The 17,704-nt window shown below is 49.8% G+C and carries 18 protein-coding genes; 2 read left to right on the forward strand and 16 right to left on the reverse strand.

Translation table 11 applies throughout. The annotated features are described in order from the left end of the window. Nucleotides 1-11 precede the first annotated feature (11 nt). From arsB to C504_RS0102235, 6 genes are read right to left on the reverse strand one after another with little or no spacing between them, the layout of a single operon-like run. Entirely contained in the window at nucleotides 12-1,079 is a 1,068-nt protein-coding gene (gene arsB / locus C504_RS0102210; protein WP_018687669.1) for an ACR3 family arsenite efflux transporter, read from the reverse strand. After that, nucleotides 1,076-1,573 carry an arsenate reductase ArsC gene (locus tag C504_RS0102215; protein ID WP_018687670.1) on the reverse strand — a complete coding sequence of 166 codons (498 nt, stop codon included), beginning with the start codon at nucleotides 1,571-1,573 and terminating at the stop codon, nucleotides 1,076-1,078. Before C504_RS0102215 ends, arsB begins: the two co-directional genes overlap by 4 nt. Before the next feature lie 12 nt (nucleotides 1,574-1,585). Then, a complete protein-coding gene (locus C504_RS0102220) occupies nucleotides 1,586-1,918 on the reverse strand; it encodes an ArsR/SmtB family transcription factor (protein WP_018687671.1) in 333 nt (110 codons plus the stop codon). A 53-nt stretch (nucleotides 1,919-1,971) separates the two neighbouring features. After that, nucleotides 1,972-2,457 carry a YaiI/YqxD family protein gene (locus tag C504_RS0102225; RefSeq protein WP_018687672.1) on the reverse strand — a complete coding sequence of 162 codons (486 nt, stop codon included), beginning with the start codon at nucleotides 2,455-2,457 and terminating at the stop codon, nucleotides 1,972-1,974. After that, entirely contained in the window at nucleotides 2,450-3,757 is a 1,308-nt protein-coding gene (locus tag C504_RS0102230; RefSeq protein WP_041951482.1) for a DNA polymerase IV, read from the reverse strand. Before C504_RS0102230 ends, C504_RS0102225 begins: the two co-directional genes overlap by 8 nt. A 2-nt stretch (nucleotides 3,758-3,759) precedes the next feature. Beyond that, entirely contained in the window at nucleotides 3,760-4,071 is a 312-nt protein-coding gene (locus tag C504_RS0102235; RefSeq protein ID WP_018687674.1) for a DUF3572 domain-containing protein, read from the reverse strand. Between the two features lie 120 nt (nucleotides 4,072-4,191). On the opposite strand from C504_RS0102235, the gene C504_RS0102240 reads away from it, so the two are divergent. Next, nucleotides 4,192-4,563, forward strand: a complete 372-nt coding sequence (locus C504_RS0102240) for a response regulator (RefSeq protein WP_018687675.1) — start codon at nucleotides 4,192-4,194, stop codon at nucleotides 4,561-4,563. A 29-nt stretch (nucleotides 4,564-4,592) separates the two neighbouring features. Beyond that, the gene (locus C504_RS0102245; RefSeq protein ID WP_018687676.1) at nucleotides 4,593-5,963 is read left to right on the forward strand and encodes a PleD family two-component system response regulator; all 1,371 of its coding nucleotides are present in this window, start codon (nucleotides 4,593-4,595) and stop codon (nucleotides 5,961-5,963) included. On the opposite strand, the gene C504_RS0102250 is transcribed toward C504_RS0102245, so the two are convergent. The 10 genes from C504_RS0102250 to C504_RS0102300 form a co-directional block, all read right to left on the reverse strand. After that, entirely contained in the window at nucleotides 5,960-6,439 is a 480-nt protein-coding gene (locus C504_RS0102250) for a GNAT family N-acetyltransferase (RefSeq protein ID WP_018687677.1), read from the reverse strand. The genes C504_RS0102245 and C504_RS0102250 overlap by 4 nt on opposite strands. 83 nt (nucleotides 6,440-6,522) lie before the next feature. Further along, nucleotides 6,523-6,690 carry a 50S ribosomal protein L33 gene (gene rpmG / locus C504_RS0102255; protein WP_018687678.1) on the reverse strand — a complete coding sequence of 56 codons (168 nt, stop codon included), beginning with the start codon at nucleotides 6,688-6,690 and terminating at the stop codon, nucleotides 6,523-6,525. Between the two features lie 198 nt (nucleotides 6,691-6,888). After that, nucleotides 6,889-7,542 (reverse strand): NUDIX hydrolase, encoded by a 654-nt coding sequence (locus C504_RS17045; RefSeq protein WP_018687680.1) that lies wholly within the window; start codon nucleotides 7,540-7,542, stop codon nucleotides 6,889-6,891. Beyond that, complete coding sequence (locus C504_RS0102270; RefSeq protein ID WP_018687681.1) at nucleotides 7,535-7,984, reverse strand: DUF983 domain-containing protein; 450 nt, start codon at nucleotides 7,982-7,984, stop codon at nucleotides 7,535-7,537. Before C504_RS0102270 ends, C504_RS17045 begins: the two co-directional genes overlap by 8 nt. Before the next feature lie 8 nt (nucleotides 7,985-7,992). Beyond that, nucleotides 7,993-10,362: a ribonuclease R gene (rnr, locus tag C504_RS0102275; RefSeq protein ID WP_018687682.1), complete on the reverse strand. Its 2,370-nt coding sequence runs from the start codon at nucleotides 10,360-10,362 to the stop codon at nucleotides 7,993-7,995. After that, a complete protein-coding gene (topA, locus tag C504_RS0102280; RefSeq protein ID WP_026317155.1) occupies nucleotides 10,362-13,034 on the reverse strand; it encodes a type I DNA topoisomerase in 2,673 nt (890 codons plus the stop codon). The genes rnr and topA overlap by 1 nt, the downstream gene beginning before the upstream one ends. Nucleotides 13,035-13,469: 435 nt before the next feature. Next, entirely contained in the window at nucleotides 13,470-14,636 is a 1,167-nt protein-coding gene (gene dprA / locus C504_RS0102285) for a DNA-processing protein DprA (protein ID WP_018687684.1), read from the reverse strand. 3 nt (nucleotides 14,637-14,639) lie between these two features. After that, nucleotides 14,640-15,233, reverse strand: coding sequence for a glycerol-3-phosphate 1-O-acyltransferase PlsY (gene plsY, locus C504_RS0102290; RefSeq protein WP_026317157.1), 594 nt, complete (start codon nucleotides 15,231-15,233; stop codon nucleotides 14,640-14,642). A gap of 71 nt (nucleotides 15,234-15,304) precedes the next feature. Next, nucleotides 15,305-16,609 carry a dihydroorotase gene (locus C504_RS0102295; protein ID WP_018687686.1) on the reverse strand — a complete coding sequence of 435 codons (1,305 nt, stop codon included), beginning with the start codon at nucleotides 16,607-16,609 and terminating at the stop codon, nucleotides 15,305-15,307. Continuing rightward, nucleotides 16,606-17,568 carry an aspartate carbamoyltransferase catalytic subunit gene (locus C504_RS0102300; protein WP_026317158.1) on the reverse strand — a complete coding sequence of 321 codons (963 nt, stop codon included), beginning with the start codon at nucleotides 17,566-17,568 and terminating at the stop codon, nucleotides 16,606-16,608. Before C504_RS0102300 ends, C504_RS0102295 begins: the two co-directional genes overlap by 4 nt. Nucleotides 17,569-17,704: the final 136 nt, after the last annotated feature.

Genomic DNA, 17,704 nt, shown 5'->3' on the forward strand with positions numbered 1-17,704 from the left:
GTTTTTCAAATTCAGCCAGCTGGAAAATGACGGCGCGTGCGGTTGGCAAATGCGACCAGCGACAGCATGACGGGCACCTCAACCAGAACGCCGACAACGGTTGCAAGAGCAGCGCCTGAGTTCAGACCAAACAGCCCGATTGCCACAGCGACGGCTAATTCAAAGAAGTTTGATGTGCCGATCATGGCGCAGGGTGCCGCGATGCGAAAAGGCACTTTCATCATATAGGCCGCTGCATAGGCCGCAGCAAATATGCCGTAGGACTGTAGCAAAAGCGGAATAGCGATGAGTACGATTAATAGCGGCTGCGCTAAAATGACGGTGCCCTGAAATCCAAAGAGCAGAACCACAGTGGCAAGCAGGCCGATCACCGAGAAGGGCTTTAGCCTATCTGTGAACGCTGTGACAGCATCTGCAGATGATTTGCGTGCCATCAAGGCGCGGCGTGTGAGTGCACCAGCAACGAGCGGCACTACGACATAAAGCGCAACGCTTAAGACAAGTGTGTTCCATGGCACAGGAATGTCTGTCACGCCCAATAGAAGCGCCACGATAGGTGCATAAGCAAATACCATGATAAGATCATTCACGCTGACCTGAACAAGCGTATAGTTAGGGTCGCCGCGTGTGAGCTGTGACCATACAAACACCATCGCAGTGCAGGGCGCTGCGCCCAGCAGAATAAGACCTGCAATATAAGAGTCAGCATCTGCTGGCGTGATTAATCCGGCGAAAACATATTTAAAAAACAACACGCCCAATGCGGCCATGGTGAATGGTTTGATCAACCAATTGATCACCAGCGTTATCAACAAGCCTTTTGGTTCATCGGCAACATGTCGGATTGCACCAAAATCGACCCCCACCATCATCGGGTAAACCATCGCCCAGATAAGCACGGCCACCACCAGATTAACGTGTGCAATCTCTAGCGCTGCAAGCACGTTAAACACATCTGGAAAAACCTGCCCAAGCACAATGCCGGCGATAATCGCCAGCGCGACCCATAAAGATAGCCATTTTTCAAAGACACCGATGCCGCCAGCGGACGTGTTTATTGCTTCATTGTTCGTGGTCATTTTGATTTGCCAATTTCGTTTAATCGGTTTTGCAATGACAATTTGTCGAGCCCAGACAAAGGCAATGCGGTAAAAATTGAAAGACGTGCGTTCATCATTCTGTAGGCATCATCAAATGCCAATGCGATTTCAGCTTCTGTGCCCGTTGCCGCTGCTGGATCAGGAATACCCCAATGGGCAGTCATCGGTTGGCCTGGCCATACGGGACACGCTTCACCGGCTGCATTGTCACAGACTGTGAAAACGAAATCCATCTTAGGAGAATCAGGATTTGCAAATTCGGTCCAATCTTTAGACCGTGCAAAATCCGTATTGTAATTAAGGTTTTTGAGCAGCGCTAACGCTTTGGGGTGGACTTCGCCTTTGGGCTGAGAACCGGCAGAATATGCTTTGAAGCGGCCTTGGCCGACACGGTTCATAATGGCCTCTGCCAAAATCGAACGTGCCGAGTTTCCAGTACATAAAAAGAGGACGTTATAGACTTGATCGCTCATTCGGGTTGCTCCTTAGCAAGCGCATGTAATTTCATCGATGAGGGGTTGGCATTTTTCCGGCGAACCGCCGCAGCAATCTTCCATGAGAAAGGCAAGAACGCCGCGTAGTCCTTCAAAATCTGCAAAATAGCGGATGGAGCGGCCTTCGCGTTCGTTGCGCACGAGGCCTGCCTGTAAAAGAACACTAAGATTTGCAGACATGGTGTTCTGGCGCACTTCCATCAAATCGGCAAGATCACCGGCAAGCATGCCGCTAGTTCCAGACTTGATAAGAATGCGCAATGCTTCCAGCCGTGTGGGCTGGCTCAATGCAGCAAAAGCGCTTGTTGTTTGTTTAATATCCATATATCATGAATAATTGATATATTGGACTGATGCAATACAATTATTGGATTTATTTAAGCTTTGTTGCGTTTCAGTTTTGTGACAGCCAGATCAAGCGCTTGCAAAAAACGCGAACGGTCCGCTTTAGAAAAAGGCGGCGGTCCGCCGATATTCTGTCCAACAGCACCAGCGCGCAAATCCGCCATGATGGCACGTGTCGCAACCTGGGAGCCGATTGAGTTTTCAGTAAAAGGCTTGCCCGCAGGCGATAAAACCGCTGCGCCAGCTTTCACACAGCGCTCTGCGAGCAAAATATCAGCGGTAATAACAATGGTTAAATCTGTGGCGCGTTCGGCAATCCAATCGTCGGCAGCATCGAACTTGTCTGAAACAACGACTTGCCGAATAAAATCTTCGCGTGGCACCCGCATATAGCTGTTGGAAACAGTGATGACTTGAAGGTCGTAACGTTCGGCAACCTTATAGATTTCATCTTTGACAGGGCAGGCGTCCGCATCAATCAGAATAGTTGGTGTGGTGATGGTGTCAGTTTCAGTCATTGTCACTTTTCTTTGGCCTTCCGCGGTTACCTTTACCGAACGTATAGCCCGTCTCGACGGCGCGGTCACCGAACTTGCCGCGTAATTTATCCATCGCACGTTCCATTTCAGCGCGCCTTGTTCCATCAATATCGACCAGATCCATCGGGTCGGCGCGATCAGAATCAGCAAAATCTGATACGCCAACACCCAGCAGGCGATATTTCGTGCCGTTGATTTCCTTCTCCAGCATGCTCATGGCGGTTCTAAATATTTTGTCAGCCAATTGTGTCGGGTCGCTAAGCTGTTTGTTGCGGGTGATTGATTTAAACTCTTTGTCTTTGAGCTTGAGAACAATTGTGCGCCCAGCAATGTTCTTTTCTTTAAGCCGCGCAGAAACCTTTTCAGAGAGCGCACGAAGAACCGGAACAAGCACATCTGCTGTTGCGTGATCTTCATTGAATGTCGTTTCATGGCTTACGCTTTTCGCGCCGCCGCGTCGCTCTATGGTGCGGTGGTCAATCCCGCGTGATAGATTATAAAGCCGCTGGCCCATCGAGCCATAGCGCTTCATCAGCGTGCCTTCATCCATCTGTTGCAGCTGGCCGATCAGCTTTATGCCGTCATTGTGAAGCGTTCTTTCAAAGGCAGGGCCAACACCCCAGATCATTTTGACTGGTTTGTCTGCCAAGAATGTAAGCGCTTCAGCTTTGCCGATAATTGAAAATCCGCGCGGTTTTTCAAAGTCAGACGCAATCTTTGCAAGATATTTGCAGTAGGAAAGGCCCACAGACACCGAGATGCCAACCTCATCTTCAATTCGCTTGGCAAATTTTGCCAATGTGCGGGCAGGCGTGTCTTTGTGCAATTTCTCTGTGCCGTTCAGATCCAGAAAAGCTTCGTCTATTGATATTGGCTCCACCGCAGGCGTCAACTCTTCCATCATGGTGCGCACTTGGCGCCCAACGCGGGCATATTTTTCCCCATCTGGTTTTATGACAACGGCATGGGGGCAAAGCTCCAGCGCTTTGAACGCAGGCATTGCCGAACGCACGCCATATGTGCGTGCGATATAGCAGCATGTGGACACCACACCGCGCTTGCCGCCGCCAACGATTACGGGCTTATCGCGTATGTCAGGATTATCGCGCTTTTCAACAGATGCAAAAAACGCATCGCAATCGATATGTGCAATGGCCAGTTCGTTGAGTTCTGGATGTTCTGCTTTTCTCGGACTGCCGCATTTCACACAGCGCCGCGCAGATGTTTTGCGCGGTGTCATGCAGTCGCGGCAAAATCCAAATGAAATGCTTTGCTCCATTATTAGCCTGTATAATCACCGGGGCCGGGCACAAATTGATCACCGAAACGCTGCCGTGCCCGCGCGACAAATTTTGGCTCTAGCCCATTGTCCTCGCAAAAGCGGTTGAGTGTAGGCTCATGCGCGAGCAAAAAATCTAAAACAGCAGCAAGAAAGCCCGGCTCAGCGGCAACATCGCGAATTTGATCGGGCTCAATACCAGTCAAACCGAGAAACCGCGTCATCAACTCACCATCCGATGCAATCCATGACAAAGCACCGATAGCAATCGATTCATGGTCGGCATTCATAGCGCTATTGGCAGAATCATTCATATTTTTGCTCGCACGTTTGTTTTATCTCAATAATTCAGCACTATAGCTTTTATCAGGTGCCACGGGGCACAATGTCGAAAACGGGGCTGATTCTCCAGCGCAACCGTAATGAGGTAAAGCATGGCGAAACGTGTAATGATTGTCGAGGATAACGAGCTGAATATGAAGCTCTTTCGCGACATAATTGAGGCAACCGGATTCGAGACTATCCGCACCTATAGCGGGTTGGAAGCACTTGAACTTGCGCGCACGAATAAACCTGATTTGATTTTGATGGATATTCAGCTACCGGAAGTCTCTGGTTTGGAAGTTACCAAATGGCTGAAGGAAGATGATGATCTACATCATATTCCGGTGATTGCAGTCACGGCTTTCGCCATGAAAGGCGATGAAGAACGCATCCGTCAGGGCGGTTGTGAGGGGTATATTTCAAAACCAATCTCAGTTCCTAAATTTATAGAAACTATTAAGTCGTATCTTGGTGAAGCCTAAGAGCATAATTAAAGCCGGAGACGCATCCAATGACCGCTCGTATTCTCGTTGTTGACGATCTTAAACCAAACGTGGATTTGCTAAAAACACGCTTGGAACAGGAATATTTCGAGGTTTTAACCGCTTTTGACGGTAAAACAGCGCTTGAAACGTTGGATAGCGAACCTGTGGATTTGGTGCTTTTGGACATTATGATGCCGGGCATAGATGGCTTTGAAGTGTGCAAACGCATGAAAGAAAATCCGGCGATAAGTCACATTCCAGTGGTCATGGTGACGGCTTTAGACCAATCTCAGGACCGTGTTCGCGGCTTAGAATGCGGTGCTGACGACTTTTTGACAAAACCGGTTAATGAATTGCAACTCATGGCACGGGTCAAAAGTCTCGTGCGTCTTAAAATGCTAACCGATGAGCTTCGTTTGCGTGCTGTTACAACGCGCGATATCGCGATTGAAGAACTGCTGGCCAAAGGCGCAGATTTCACAAAAGAAAAGCCGAATGTTCTGCTGATTGATGAGCGTGTGTCAGTCTATGAGCGATTCTCGTCAATCTTGCGTAAATCTGCAAAACTGCATCATGTTTCAAACCCGCAAGACGGCCTATTTGCTGCTGCCGAAGGCAATTATGATTGCGTGATTTTGTCTGCAAATCTGTCTGACTTTGATCCCTTGCGTGTGTGCAGCCAGATTCGCTCGCTCAACCGCACACGGTTCCTACCGATTATCCTTGCATGCGATATGGAAAATGACGCGCTGGTATCACGCGCGCTTGAACTTGGCGTCAATGATTATGTGGTGCGCCCGATTGATGCCAATGAATTCACGGCACGTCTGCGCACGCAGGTGCGCCGCAAACATTACCATGATGGTTTGCGCTCCAATGTGGCCGAATCGATTGAGCTGGCTATAACCGACGGTCTGACGGGGCTGCATAACAGACGCTATCTTGATACGCATTTGCAAACACTTGTCGAACGCGCACGAAATCGCGGACGCGAATTGTCTTTGCTCATCACGGATATTGATAAGTTTAAGCGGATTAATGACACGCATGGCCATGCGGCAGGCGATGATGTGCTGCGCGAATTTGCCAACCGTCTGCGCCAAAATGTGCGGGGCATGGATTTGGCTTGTCGTTATGGCGGCGAAGAATTCGTTATTGTTATGCCTGACACATCTGCACAGATGGCAGCAGAAGTTGCCGAGCGTCTTCGCGAAAGTGTGGAAGAGGCGGGCTTTGCCAGTGGCGACCAAGTGCTGTCTGTCACGACAAGCGTGGGCGTTGCCACGCTTAACCGCAACAGCGACGATAATATGAGTGATCTCTTAAAGCAGGCTGATACAGCGCTTTATGAGGCGAAAGCGGGCGGTCGTAACAAGGTTGTTGCAAAAGCAGCCTAAGCTATCTGTTTTTCGAATCGCCATATATCCAAGATGAAGCTTCCTGATTCAACATGAGCGGAAAGGGGCATTACGCGCACGAAATGCCAACCTGCTTTACGGTAGAACGCCGCAGCACGCTCATTGCCGATAGCGCAGGCAAGCCAAGCGGTTTTGATATTGTTTTCTGAAAAGACCGATTCTGCATCTGCCATCAAGGCTTTGGCAGCGCCTTTGCCGCGATAGGCGCGATCAACGAAAAACTGGTCCAGTTCGTCATCCTTGATCATATGAAACGCAGCCACCTGACCATCAACCATCATGACGCGTATCAGATCTAAGCGGTCATTGGCACGTGTCTCAAGGCTTTCGATCGTTCTCATCTTTGTGAGTTCAGCAGGCGCAATCGCAGCATGAGCATCAGTCCACCCTTCATGCCAAATGCGCACAATGTCGTTTAAGTGTTCTTCACGGGCATTTTCAAAAGTGTAGACCATGCTCATCCGCCTAATCTAAAAACGAAAAAGCCGCTGCAAATCATATCATTGCAGCGGCTTTTTAAACTGAAATATAAAGAAGATTACTTGATTTTAGCTTCTTTAAATTCAACATGTTTGCGTACAACCGGATCATATTTACGCATGACCATTTTCTCGGTCATTGTACGGCTGTTTTTCTTGGCTGTGTAGAAAAAGCCAGTGCCTTCAGTGGAAAGCATTTTTACTTTAATTGTTGTGGCTTTTGCCATGATGAAACACCTGATATTTTCAATAAAAAAGACTGGCACACGCTGTTGGCGCGTCTCCAGATTTGGTGCGAACCTACTTATCCCTCGCTCAATGTCAAGTGTTAAAGCAATCGCAGCAAAAGTGTGTAGCGGTTTTGCGTCCGCGATTGCGGCAAACAGAGAGATCGCAGCGGTTTTGCATCCACATTAGATAAGAAGCTAGTCGTACTCGATGACGGGTTTGCCATGACGAAAGCGGAAGGTCGGTGTTTTGACAGTCTTAGATAGAGCAGGGTCTCTCTCAAGGCGCTCTAAAGATGACTTTAAAACAAGTTCTGTGATGCGGTGGATTCGCCCCTCGGGCATTTCATCCATACCTATCCATGCAATGCTGGATAATTCATCATCGGTGGAGCTGGTCGGGGACAATGCGCTCGAATCACATAGGCCGATAAAAAAGCGCGTGTCATAGCGGCGAACTTGTCCGGGCGGCGTAATTGCACGGGCAAGGTAACGCGCATTCAGCGCATCGTTTTCCAACTCTATGCCTGTTTCCTCATGCGTTTCACGCAATGCACAAGCAAGCAGCGCGCCAGCGCTGGGCGTCTTGGCCGCTTGCGCATGAATGAGCGTCTCATCTTCACTTGGCAGGCCAGCTTTTATAGAATTGTCAGAGCGCTCAAAGCGTCCGCCTGGAAAGACAAAGAAACCAGGCATGAAAACATGTTTCATAGAGCGCCGCCCCATCAGGAAACGCGGAGATGAGCCGGAGTTATCGACAAGGACCAGAGAAGCCGCAGGCTTTGGACGTGTGTTCGCATAGCGCTTAGGCGCAGGGCCATTGCCAAAGTCCGGTGCGGTATTCTTAGCCATAATGTGTCGGGTCTATATTCGTGTCTAACGTGCCATCTTCGCCTTCACCGCCAAAACCGTGCATACGGTTGGCCCATTGAAGAGCAATGACAAAGCCTTTAACCGGCTGCATCATAATAATTGTCATGATAACCGCAATAATTGTCCAAAGAACAACCTCTGTCCATGCGGATAAATCCGTAATTCGGTCAAACAATAAATAGGCACCAACAACGATATGCCCGACGATAAACAGATTAAGATAGGCAGGTAGATCATCGGCGCGGTGATGAAAAATTTCTTCACCACAATTTTCGCAAACATCCGCTGATTTGGCAAAGCCACTAAATAGCTTACCTTCTCCGCAATTAGGGCATTTGCAGCGCATGCCATTTTTCAATGCTGGCCATAATGCGCGCTTTTCCTGAGCAGGGTGATTGCCAAAAACCTGAACTTCGGTCATTCGCTTTCCTATCTTTTGCCGCGTTTGGACCTTTTGCCAAACGGCTTATTGGCTGATTTATTGCGCCGCGCTTTGTGGAATGAACGTGTTCCCATGCCCAAGTCACGAGGCTCAGACATCATTTCAAAACGCATGGCGCCAGCCATTGGTTGTACTTCTACGACCTTCACTTCGACGCTGTCACCCAAACGATAACCAAGACCAGACTTTTCGCCAATCATGGCGTGAGCGGTTTCATCGAAATGATAATAGTCATCACCAAGCTTAGATATGGGAACGAAACCGTCCGCGCCAGTCACATTGAGTGTGACAAATAGGCCGGAGCTCGCCATGCCAGCAACGCGGCCGTCAAAAGTATCACCGATGCAATCTTCAAGATGCTGGGCAATCAACCGGTCAATGGTGGAGCGTTCTGCCTGAACTGCACGGCGTTCAGCTTGGCTAATGCTGGTCGCAATTTCGCGTAAATCATCCATTTCCATGTCAGGCAAAGCATCTTTGCCGTCACCAAGCCCCAGAGCTTTGATCAGAGCGCGGTGGACAATCAAATCGGCATAACGGCGTATTGGCGATGTAAAATGCGCGTAGCGGCGTAAATTCAGGCCAAAGTGTCCGTAATTTTCCGGTGTATATTCAGCTTGGCTTTGGCTGCGCAAGACAACGGAGTTTACCAGATCAGCCTGATCTGTGCCTTTGACACGTTCAAGAATACCATTGAAAGCTTGCGGCTTGAGGGCCGCGCCATGTGCCAGCGGAATATCCAATGTTTTCAGGAATTCGCGGAGCGATTCTTGCTTGGAAAGCGATGGTGCATCATGGGTGCGGTAAACAAGCACTTGCTCGTTTTGCTCTAAAGTTTCTGCCGCTGCCACATTGGCTTGGATCATGCATTCTTCGATCAGCTTATGTGCATCAAGACGTGCAGGAACAACAACCTTGTCGACAGTGCCGTCTTCTTTCAGCAGGATTTTGCGTTCTGGCAAATCAAGCTCTAACGGGCCACGCTTTTTGCGGCCAATCGTCATGCAGGCATAACAATCCCATAATGGCTTTAGAATACTGTCCATAATTGGCGCAGTGTCTTCATCCGTTGCGCCGTCAATTGCTGCCTGTGCTTGCTGATAAGAAACCTTGGCATGGCTCATCATCATGATGCGGTGGAATGTGTGCTTGGTCTTTTCGCCTTTAGCGTCAAACCACATTTTAACGGCAAGAGCAGGGCGGTCCACACCGCCGCGCAGAGAGCACAAATCATTCGAAATGCGCTCAGGCAGCATTGGTACAACACGGTCAGGAAAATAAACCGAGTTGCCGCGCTTTAAAGCTTCACGGTCCATATGTGAGCCGGGCCGCACGAAATAGGCAACATCGGCAATCGCCACATAAAGAATAAAGCCGCCTTCATGGTCAGGGTCTGCTTGCGCATAAACAGCATCATCATGATCTTTAGCATCGGCAGGATCGATCGTGATGAGAGGCACATCGCGCCAGTCTTCGCGCGGGGCGGCAATCTTAGGCGGTAGAGCCGCTTCGGCTTCATCCAAGACAGCATCGGGGAAAATATGCGGTATGCCTTGCGCATGGATCGCAATCATGGACACTGCTTTTTCAGAAGACAGTGAACCGATTACGTTCAAAACCTTGGCCGAAGCCAATCCGTAGCGGCCTGTCTTAACAGTGCTGATTTCAACCAGATCGCCGTCTTGCGCATCGCCCAAATTATTGGGCTGAATATCAAGTTCGCTCTCTTTGCGTTCAATCGGCACTAAGCGCCAGCTACCATCTTTGAGTTTGCGCACAATGCCGAGCGTTGCAGCTTTTGGACGTTCAAGACGTTTGATAACACGTGCGGTATATTCACCGTCGCCATTACGACCAACACGCGCAAGAATACGTTCTCCAACGCCCGGAATGATAACTTTTGCTCGCGGATTATGCGGTGTTGAAACAAGCACGCTTGGACGTTCGCCCATCGCAGCTTCGTCCCAATCTTGTGGCTTGGCGATGAGGCCGCCATCTTTATCACGCGAGACAATTTCTAAAACGGTTGTGCCGTTAAGCGCGCCCGGTTCCGCAAAGCGCTTGCCGCGTTTTTCAAACGCACCATTTTCTTCCAATTCTTTGAGGAAGTGCTTGAGCGCGATGCGGTCATCGCCTTTCAAATTGAAGGCTTTGGCAATATCGCGCTTGGTGGCGCGGTCAGGATTATCGCGTATAAAAGCCAAAAGCGCATCGCGCGATGGCATTTTCATGCTGCTTTTGCCAGCAGCGCCACTTGTTGTTTTGCTTCGGCCTTTGGCGCGCGAGGTTTCAGTGCCTGCGCGTGCCTGTTTTCTAGCCTCAAGCTTTGCCCGTCTTTGTGCGCGGGTTTCAGCCATTATGCTTCATCAGCTGTTTTGGCGGCTGCTTTTTTTGCAGCAGGCTTTTTTGCGGCGGGTTTCTTAGCGGGTGCCTTCTTTTTGGCCGCTGGCTTTTTCTTTGGTGCAGCTTTCTTTTTCGTCGCTGCACCGCCAACTTTTTTGCCAGCTTTTTCAGCGCGTTCCGCAATCATACGAACCGCTGTTTCCAAATCAATGCTTTGCGGGTCAGTGCCCTTAGGAATTGTCGCGTTGATTTTTCCATGATTGACATAAGGGCCATAGCGGCCGTCTTTCACAGAGATAGGTCCGCCAACTTCAGGATGTTCGCCAAGTTCTTTAAGCGCTTTGGCAGGAGCCGCACGGCCACGGCCAGGGTTGGCCGCCTTGTCAGCGATAACAGATACAGCCCGGTTAAGACCGATGGAGAACACTTCTTCTGCGCTTTCCAAATTGGCATATTTGCCATCATGCAAAACAAACGGACCATAGCGGCCAAGTCCAGCTGAAATCATTTTGCCGGTTTCAGGGTGCTCGCCGACATCACGTGGCAATGCAAGCAAAGCCAATGCCTTTTCATGGTCAATCTCTGCAACATCCCAACCTTTTGGAATGCCTGCACGTTTTGCTTCTTTGCCTTCGCCGCGTTGCACATAAGGGCCAAAGCGCCCTGTGCGAAGCGTAATCATTTCCTCGGTAAATGGATCTGCGCCCAATTCCTTTGGACCATCGGCAAGCGCATCGGCGCTGCCTTCACCTTCTTGGCCAAGCTGGCGGGTGAAATTACACTCTGGATAGTTTGAACAGCCAACAAAAGAGCCAAACTTGCCCAGTTTCAGGCTCAAATTACCTTCGCCGCATTTAGGGCAAATACGTGGGTCTGAACCATCTTCACGCACCGGAAATACAAGCGGTTCAAGGCGCTCATTCAGTGCATCAAGAACATTGGTAATGCGCAGTTCTTTTGTGCTGTCAATTTGTGCAGAAAACTCATCCCAGAATTGGCGCAGAACGTCTTTCCACTGCAAAGAACCATCTGAAATCTTGTCGAGCTTTTCTTCCAGCGATGCGGTGAAATCAAACTCCACATAACGTTCAAAGAAGTCTTGCAGAAACGCTGTTACCAAACGGCCTTTTGCCTCGGGCACAAGCGCACGTTTTTCAAGGCGCACATATTCACGGTCGCGCAGCGTTGAAAGTGTCGCTGAATAGGTAGAAGGACGGCCAATGCCGAGTTCTTCCATTTTCTTGATAAGCGATGCTTCTGAGTAACGTGGCGGCGGTGTTGTATGGTGCTGCTCGGCGTCTATTTTCTCTTTTTGGCATGTTTCGCCAGATTTTAATTCCGGCAGACGCTTATCGTCGTCATTGTCATCATCATCTTTTTTCTGATCGTCTTGGTGCTCAGTGTAGGCAGCCAAAAAGCCTTCAAACTTGACCACGGTGCCAGAAGCGCGAAGACCAATCGTGCGGCCAGCGCCTTTTGCTTCGATTTCAGCGGTGGTGCGTTCCATTTGAGCAGATTCCATCTGCGATGCGATAGAACGTTTCCAAATCAGATCATAAAGCTTGTATTGTTCGTCATTAAGCTTTGATTTTATCTCATCGGGCGCACGCATAAAGTCTGTTGGACGAATGGCTTCGTGCGCTTCTTGTGCGTTTTTCGCTTTTGTTTCATAATGACGCGGCTTGTCGGGCACAAAATTTGCGCCAAAGCGCTGGCCAATCGCATCGCGTGAACTGCTAATCGCTTCCGGTGCCATCTGCACACCATCTGTACGCATATAGGTGATGAGACCGGTTGTCTCACCGCCCACATCAATGCCCTCATAAAGCTTTTGCGCGATCTGCATGGTACGAGCAGGGGCAAAGCCAAGCTTGGCAGAGGCTGCCTGTTGGAGGCTCGATGTTGTAAAAGGCGGCGGCGGATTGCGGCGTACTGGCTTTGCTTCAACCGATGTGACCGCAAAGCTTGCAGCTTCAAGCGCTGTCTTAATTGAACCAGCTTCCTCACCATTGGCGAGCGTCATTTTGTTGGTTTTCTTGCCATCAATCGTGTTGAGCTGCGCTTCAAAACTTGCGCCTTGCCCAGATTTCAGATGTGCAATGACACTCCAATATTCTTCTGGCTTGAAGCGCTCGATTTCAGATTCGCGGTCTGTGACCAGACGCAATGTCACCGATTGTACACGTCCAGCAGAACGTGCGCCTGGCAATTTGCGCCATAATACGGGTGAAAGATTAAAGCCTACCAGATAGTCCAATGCGCGGCGCGCCAAATAGGCATCAACCAGCGGCTGGTCGATCTCGCGTGGGCTCGCCATCGCATCCGTCACGGCTTTCTTCGTAATCGCATTGAAGACGACGCGGCTAATTGGTTTGTCTTTCAGGACTTTCTTTTTTGCAAGAACTTCCAGCACATGCCATGAAATGGCTTCACCTTCACGGTCAGGGTCGGTCGCGAGAATAAGGCCATCGGCCGTTTTTACTGCATCCGCAATTTCTTTAAGGCGTTTATTGGACGCGGTATCCACCTGCCATGACATTGCAAAGTCTTCATCTGGCAACACAGAGCCGTCTTTTGGCGGCAGGTCACGCACATGACCAAAGGATGCAAACACCTTATAATTCGGGCCTAGATACTTGTTGATTGTCTTGGCTTTTGCGGGTGACTCAACAACTACTACTTCCATAATGATTACATATCCCGAGGTTTTGCGCCCTAGGGCACCAATCAAATAACTGGACAGCACATGGCTTCGTGCGGGGCTTTGGTCAAGCCCAAACAGCATAATTTGCAAGATTGAGAAATTATTCCTCTCTATGAATTCCCTTATAGGTTGTAAAAATGTCTAAATGCGGGATTGAAATACAACTTTAACGATATACTATGCCGCACATGACGTAAGGCCATGTTTAGTAGGGCGCACAACGGACTTGATTGCAATATGATAGATAAGCTTAATTCAGCACGAATGGAACGCATTCGTTATATTCACGCGCTTTTGGGAGAGTTGCGAGCTCTTGCGCAAGCTGAACGGTGTGAAATGCTCACTTATATGATCGAGATGGCATATATAGAGAGCAATGATATTGTGCACGGACAGCGGCCAGTTGAAATGAAACCGTCAGCGGTCACCAGTCCCAAGCAAGGAAACTCTATTGGCTGAATGGCGCTCGATCTGGCCTGCTAAATCCAATTCTAATATAATGAGTGCAACTTGCGCAGGCGCAAACCCGCTATGGGCGATAATATCATCAATGCCGGTTGGAGATGGACTTAGAAGCGACACAATGGTTGTGCGGGCATCATCGCTGGGCGGCAGAGTCATGAACTCTTCTTTTTCAAAAAGTCCTAATTGGTTTTGAACAGCATGTTGGCGCGCCTCGCTGACAGGCTTTAATGACTCCAGAACATCATCGGCAGATGTAATGAGCGTTGCACCTTCACGGATGAGGTTATTTGTCCCTTGAGAGCGTGGATCAAGCGGTGAGCCTGGAACCGCAAACACAGTGCGCCCCAGTTCATTGGCAAGGCGCGCAGAGATGAGAGAGCCTGATCTTTGCGCCGCCTCGATAACAATCAACCCCATCGATAATGCCGCGATAACGCGGTTGCGGCGCGGAAAATCGCGTGCGCGTGGCTCCCAGCCAAAAGGCTTATCTGTAATGGCACATCCCACACCAGAAGCGATGATATCTTTTAACAAGGCAATGTTTTCAGGCGGGTAGGGCTGGTCTATGCCGCCGGCCATAGCGGCGACTGTGCCATTTTCCAGTGACGCCTCATGCGCTGCACGATCAATCCCGCGCGCAAGGCCAGAGACAATCACATGACCAGATTCACTCAGCGCGCCTGCCAATTGCTGTGCCATTTTGATGCCAACCATTGAAGCGTTGCGTGACCCAACAATAGAAATAGAAGGCCTATTCAGAGCACTGCTATTGCCCATGACGGTGATAAGCGGTGGTGCAAGTTCCGTGTAGCGCAATAAATATGGATAGTCTGGTTCGCCAAGCCCGATGATACGCGCACCGAACTTCGTGGTGGCTTCTAATTCGCGCTCCACATCATCAAGACTTGCAATGCGAATAGAACGCTTGCCGCCAGAGCGAGAGGCCATTTCTGGCAGCATTTCAAGGGCTGCACTGGCAGAACCACAATGATTAATCAGGTCGCGGAATGTTGCCGGACCCACATTTTCAGACCGATAAAGCCTAAGCCATGAAAGCCGTTGCCGATCAGAGAGTTCGAACTGGGCAGGCGTAATGTCGCTATGGGTCGGCTGGTTCAAATTTTATCCCTTTTTGCCGATTTTGCTTTCTGTGCCTTTCAGCAGCCTTGAAATATTCTCGCGATGTTTAAAGAATACAATCACGGTCAAAACCACGAATAAATAGCCAAGCGAATAGCGCTCGACCCAGAACAGGCCAGCGGTTGCAGCAACAGAGCCAAGCAGCGCCGCAAGAGAAGAATAGCGCGAGATAAAAGCTGTCAAAAGCCAAATGATCGCGAATGGTGCCAGCACATGCCATGAGAAGCCAAGCGAAATGCCTGCAAAAGTTGCAACACCTTTGCCGCCTTTGAATTTTAGCCACACGGGATATAAATGCCCCATAAAGGCACCAAAAGCTGCGACCATTGCAGCGTCCATACCAAACAGTTGGTTGGCCAGAACAACTGCAAATGTGCCTTTTAATGCATCGAGCAGAAGCGTTGCGGCAGCTATTTTTTTATTGCCCATGCGCAGCACATTTGTTGCGCCAATATTGCCAGAGCCTATCGCGCGCACATCACCCATGCCAGCGGCACGTGTGAGCAATAGGCCAAATGGAATTGAGCCGAGCAGATAACCGCCGATAAGTGCTACGAAGATTTCAAACATTGTCATCCAATCTGACGGAGTAATTTCTAAAAATGTATCGACGGGATCCATTCTTATTTAGCGCCGTATTGAAAAGCTCAAATGCTATAAACGCAAGTACCTGCAACAAATGTTTTCTGAACGCGACCCGTTAGGCGTGCATCTTCAAAAGCGGTGTTTTTTGATTTGGACTTAAGATCGGTTGTCTTGAGAAGCCAAGGCTCATCAAGATCAATGATTGCAAAATCAGCGGCCGCGCCTTTGCCAAGTGTGCCAGCTTCAATGCCAAGCCTTTTGGCTGGATTGGTTGACATGGCACCGATTAAGACGGGCAATGAGATCTGCTGCGAATTCACGAGGCGAAGCCCTGCCGCAAGCAGGCTTTCAAGTCCAACAGCACCATCTGCTGCTTCTGCAAAGGGCAGGCGCTTGGTGTCCACATCTTGCGGGTCATGGTCTGATACGATCACATCAATTGTACCATCAGCCAGCGCATTAATCATTGCTTGGCGATCATCTTCTGAACGCAGCGGCGGCGATAGTTTGAAAAATGTGCGGTATTCGCCAATGTCATTTTCGTTGAGCGCCAGATGATTGATGGAAATGCCCGCCGTTACATTTAGCCCTTCGGCTTTTGCAGCGCGCATTGCGTCAGCGCTCATCGCGCAGGATATTTTAGCTGCATGATAAGCGCAGCCCGTAAGCCTTGCCAATCGCAAGTCGCGCTCAAGCGGCAAAAGCTCGGCTTCGCGCGGCATGCCTGAAAGGCCAAGCCATGAGGCAAATAATCCCTCATTCATCACGCCGTTGCCAGCAAGATCTGCATCCTGAGTTGTGTGCGAGATCAACGCACCAAAATCACGCGCATAAGTCATCGCGCGGCGCATAATAGCGGCATTGGCAATTGTTTGACGACCATCGGTAAACATGATCGCGCCTGCATTGCGCAATATGCCCATTTCAGTCATTTCAACGCCATTAAGCCCTTTGGTGATGGCGGCTGACGGCAATATGCGAGTGATTGCTGTCTCGGAAGCTGTACGGCGGATAAATTCAACCAATTGAACATCGTCGATAATGGGATTTGTATCCGGCATCATGACCAATGACGTGACACCGCCAGCGGCAGCAGCTTCAGAAGCCGATGCTATGGTTTCGCGGTGCTCGCCGCCAGGTTCGCCAATATGCACCCGCATATCAACCAGGCCTGGAATGATCGTCATGCCGCGCAAATCATGAACTTCAGCGTCTTCTGGCGTGCCTTGATTATTGGCATCAGAGCCAGATGCAACGATCACACCATCTTCAACGATTAATGTGCCCAGTTCATCAATGCCGCGCGATGGATCAACGATGCGTGCATTATTGTAAACTTGTGTGCCTGTGGAAACTGTCACGCTCATGCCGCACCGCCAATATTCTTTGCCGGATCAAGCAGCGCTTCCATGACAGCCATACGCACAGCGACCCCCATTTCGACTTGTTCTTCGATGACAGATTGCGGTCCGTCCGCAATTTCAGAGGCAATTTCAACGCCGCGGTTCATAGGGCCGGGGTGCATAACCATGGCATCAGGTTTGGCATAGCTGAGCTTTTCGGCATCAAGGCCAAAATGACGGAAATATTCGCGTATAGAAGGCACAAATGCACCGGCCATACGTTCGCGCTGCAAACGCAGCATCATCACAACGTCAGCATCTTTAAGGCCAGTTGCCATGCTGGTGTGAACATCAACGCCCATATGCTCAATACCGTTTGGCATAAGGGTCGAAGGCCCAACAACACGCACTCGCGCGCCCATCGTATTAAGCAATATAATGTTGGAGCGGGCCACGCGGCTGTGCAGAACATCGCCGCATATCGCAACGGTTAGCCCATCAAAACGCCCTTTAGCGCGGCGAATGGTGAGCGCATCAAGCAATGCTTGTGTTGGATGCTCATGGGCACCATCACCAGCATTGATAACCGCGCATCCGACTTTTTGCGATAGCAATGCTGCAGCGCCTGCCGATTGGTGGCGAATGACTAGAATGTCAGGACGCATCGCGTTCAGCGTCATCGCTGTGTCAATTAAGGTTTCACCTTTTTTGACCGATGAGGAGGCAACAGACATGTTCATCACATCAGCACCAAGACGTTTGCCCGCAAGCTCAAATGAGGCTTGGGTTCGTGTGGATGCTTCAAAGAAAAGATTTATCTGCGTCAGCCCTCTGAAAACCGACTTTTTCTTTTCGCGCTGACGCGAAAGAGCTACGGCTTCATCGGCGCGGTCGAGCAGACACGCAATATCTGGTACGTTCAAACCGGTTATGCCAAGCAAGTGGCGATGCGGGTAAACGGGAAAGGTCGCTGAATTTGTCATCTTAAAGTGGTGCAATAGGGCCAAAAACATCTGTCTGCAAGGCATAAGAGCAATTGCAGTAAAAGTGTACAACGGTTTTACGTCTGCAATTGCGTCAGACAAACCCAATTGCAGTAAAAGTGTACAACGGTTTTAC

The organism is Ahrensia kielensis DSM 5890, from assembly GCF_000374465.1.
In the GTDB taxonomy this organism is placed as follows: domain Bacteria; phylum Pseudomonadota; class Alphaproteobacteria; order Rhizobiales; family Rhizobiaceae; genus Ahrensia; species Ahrensia kielensis.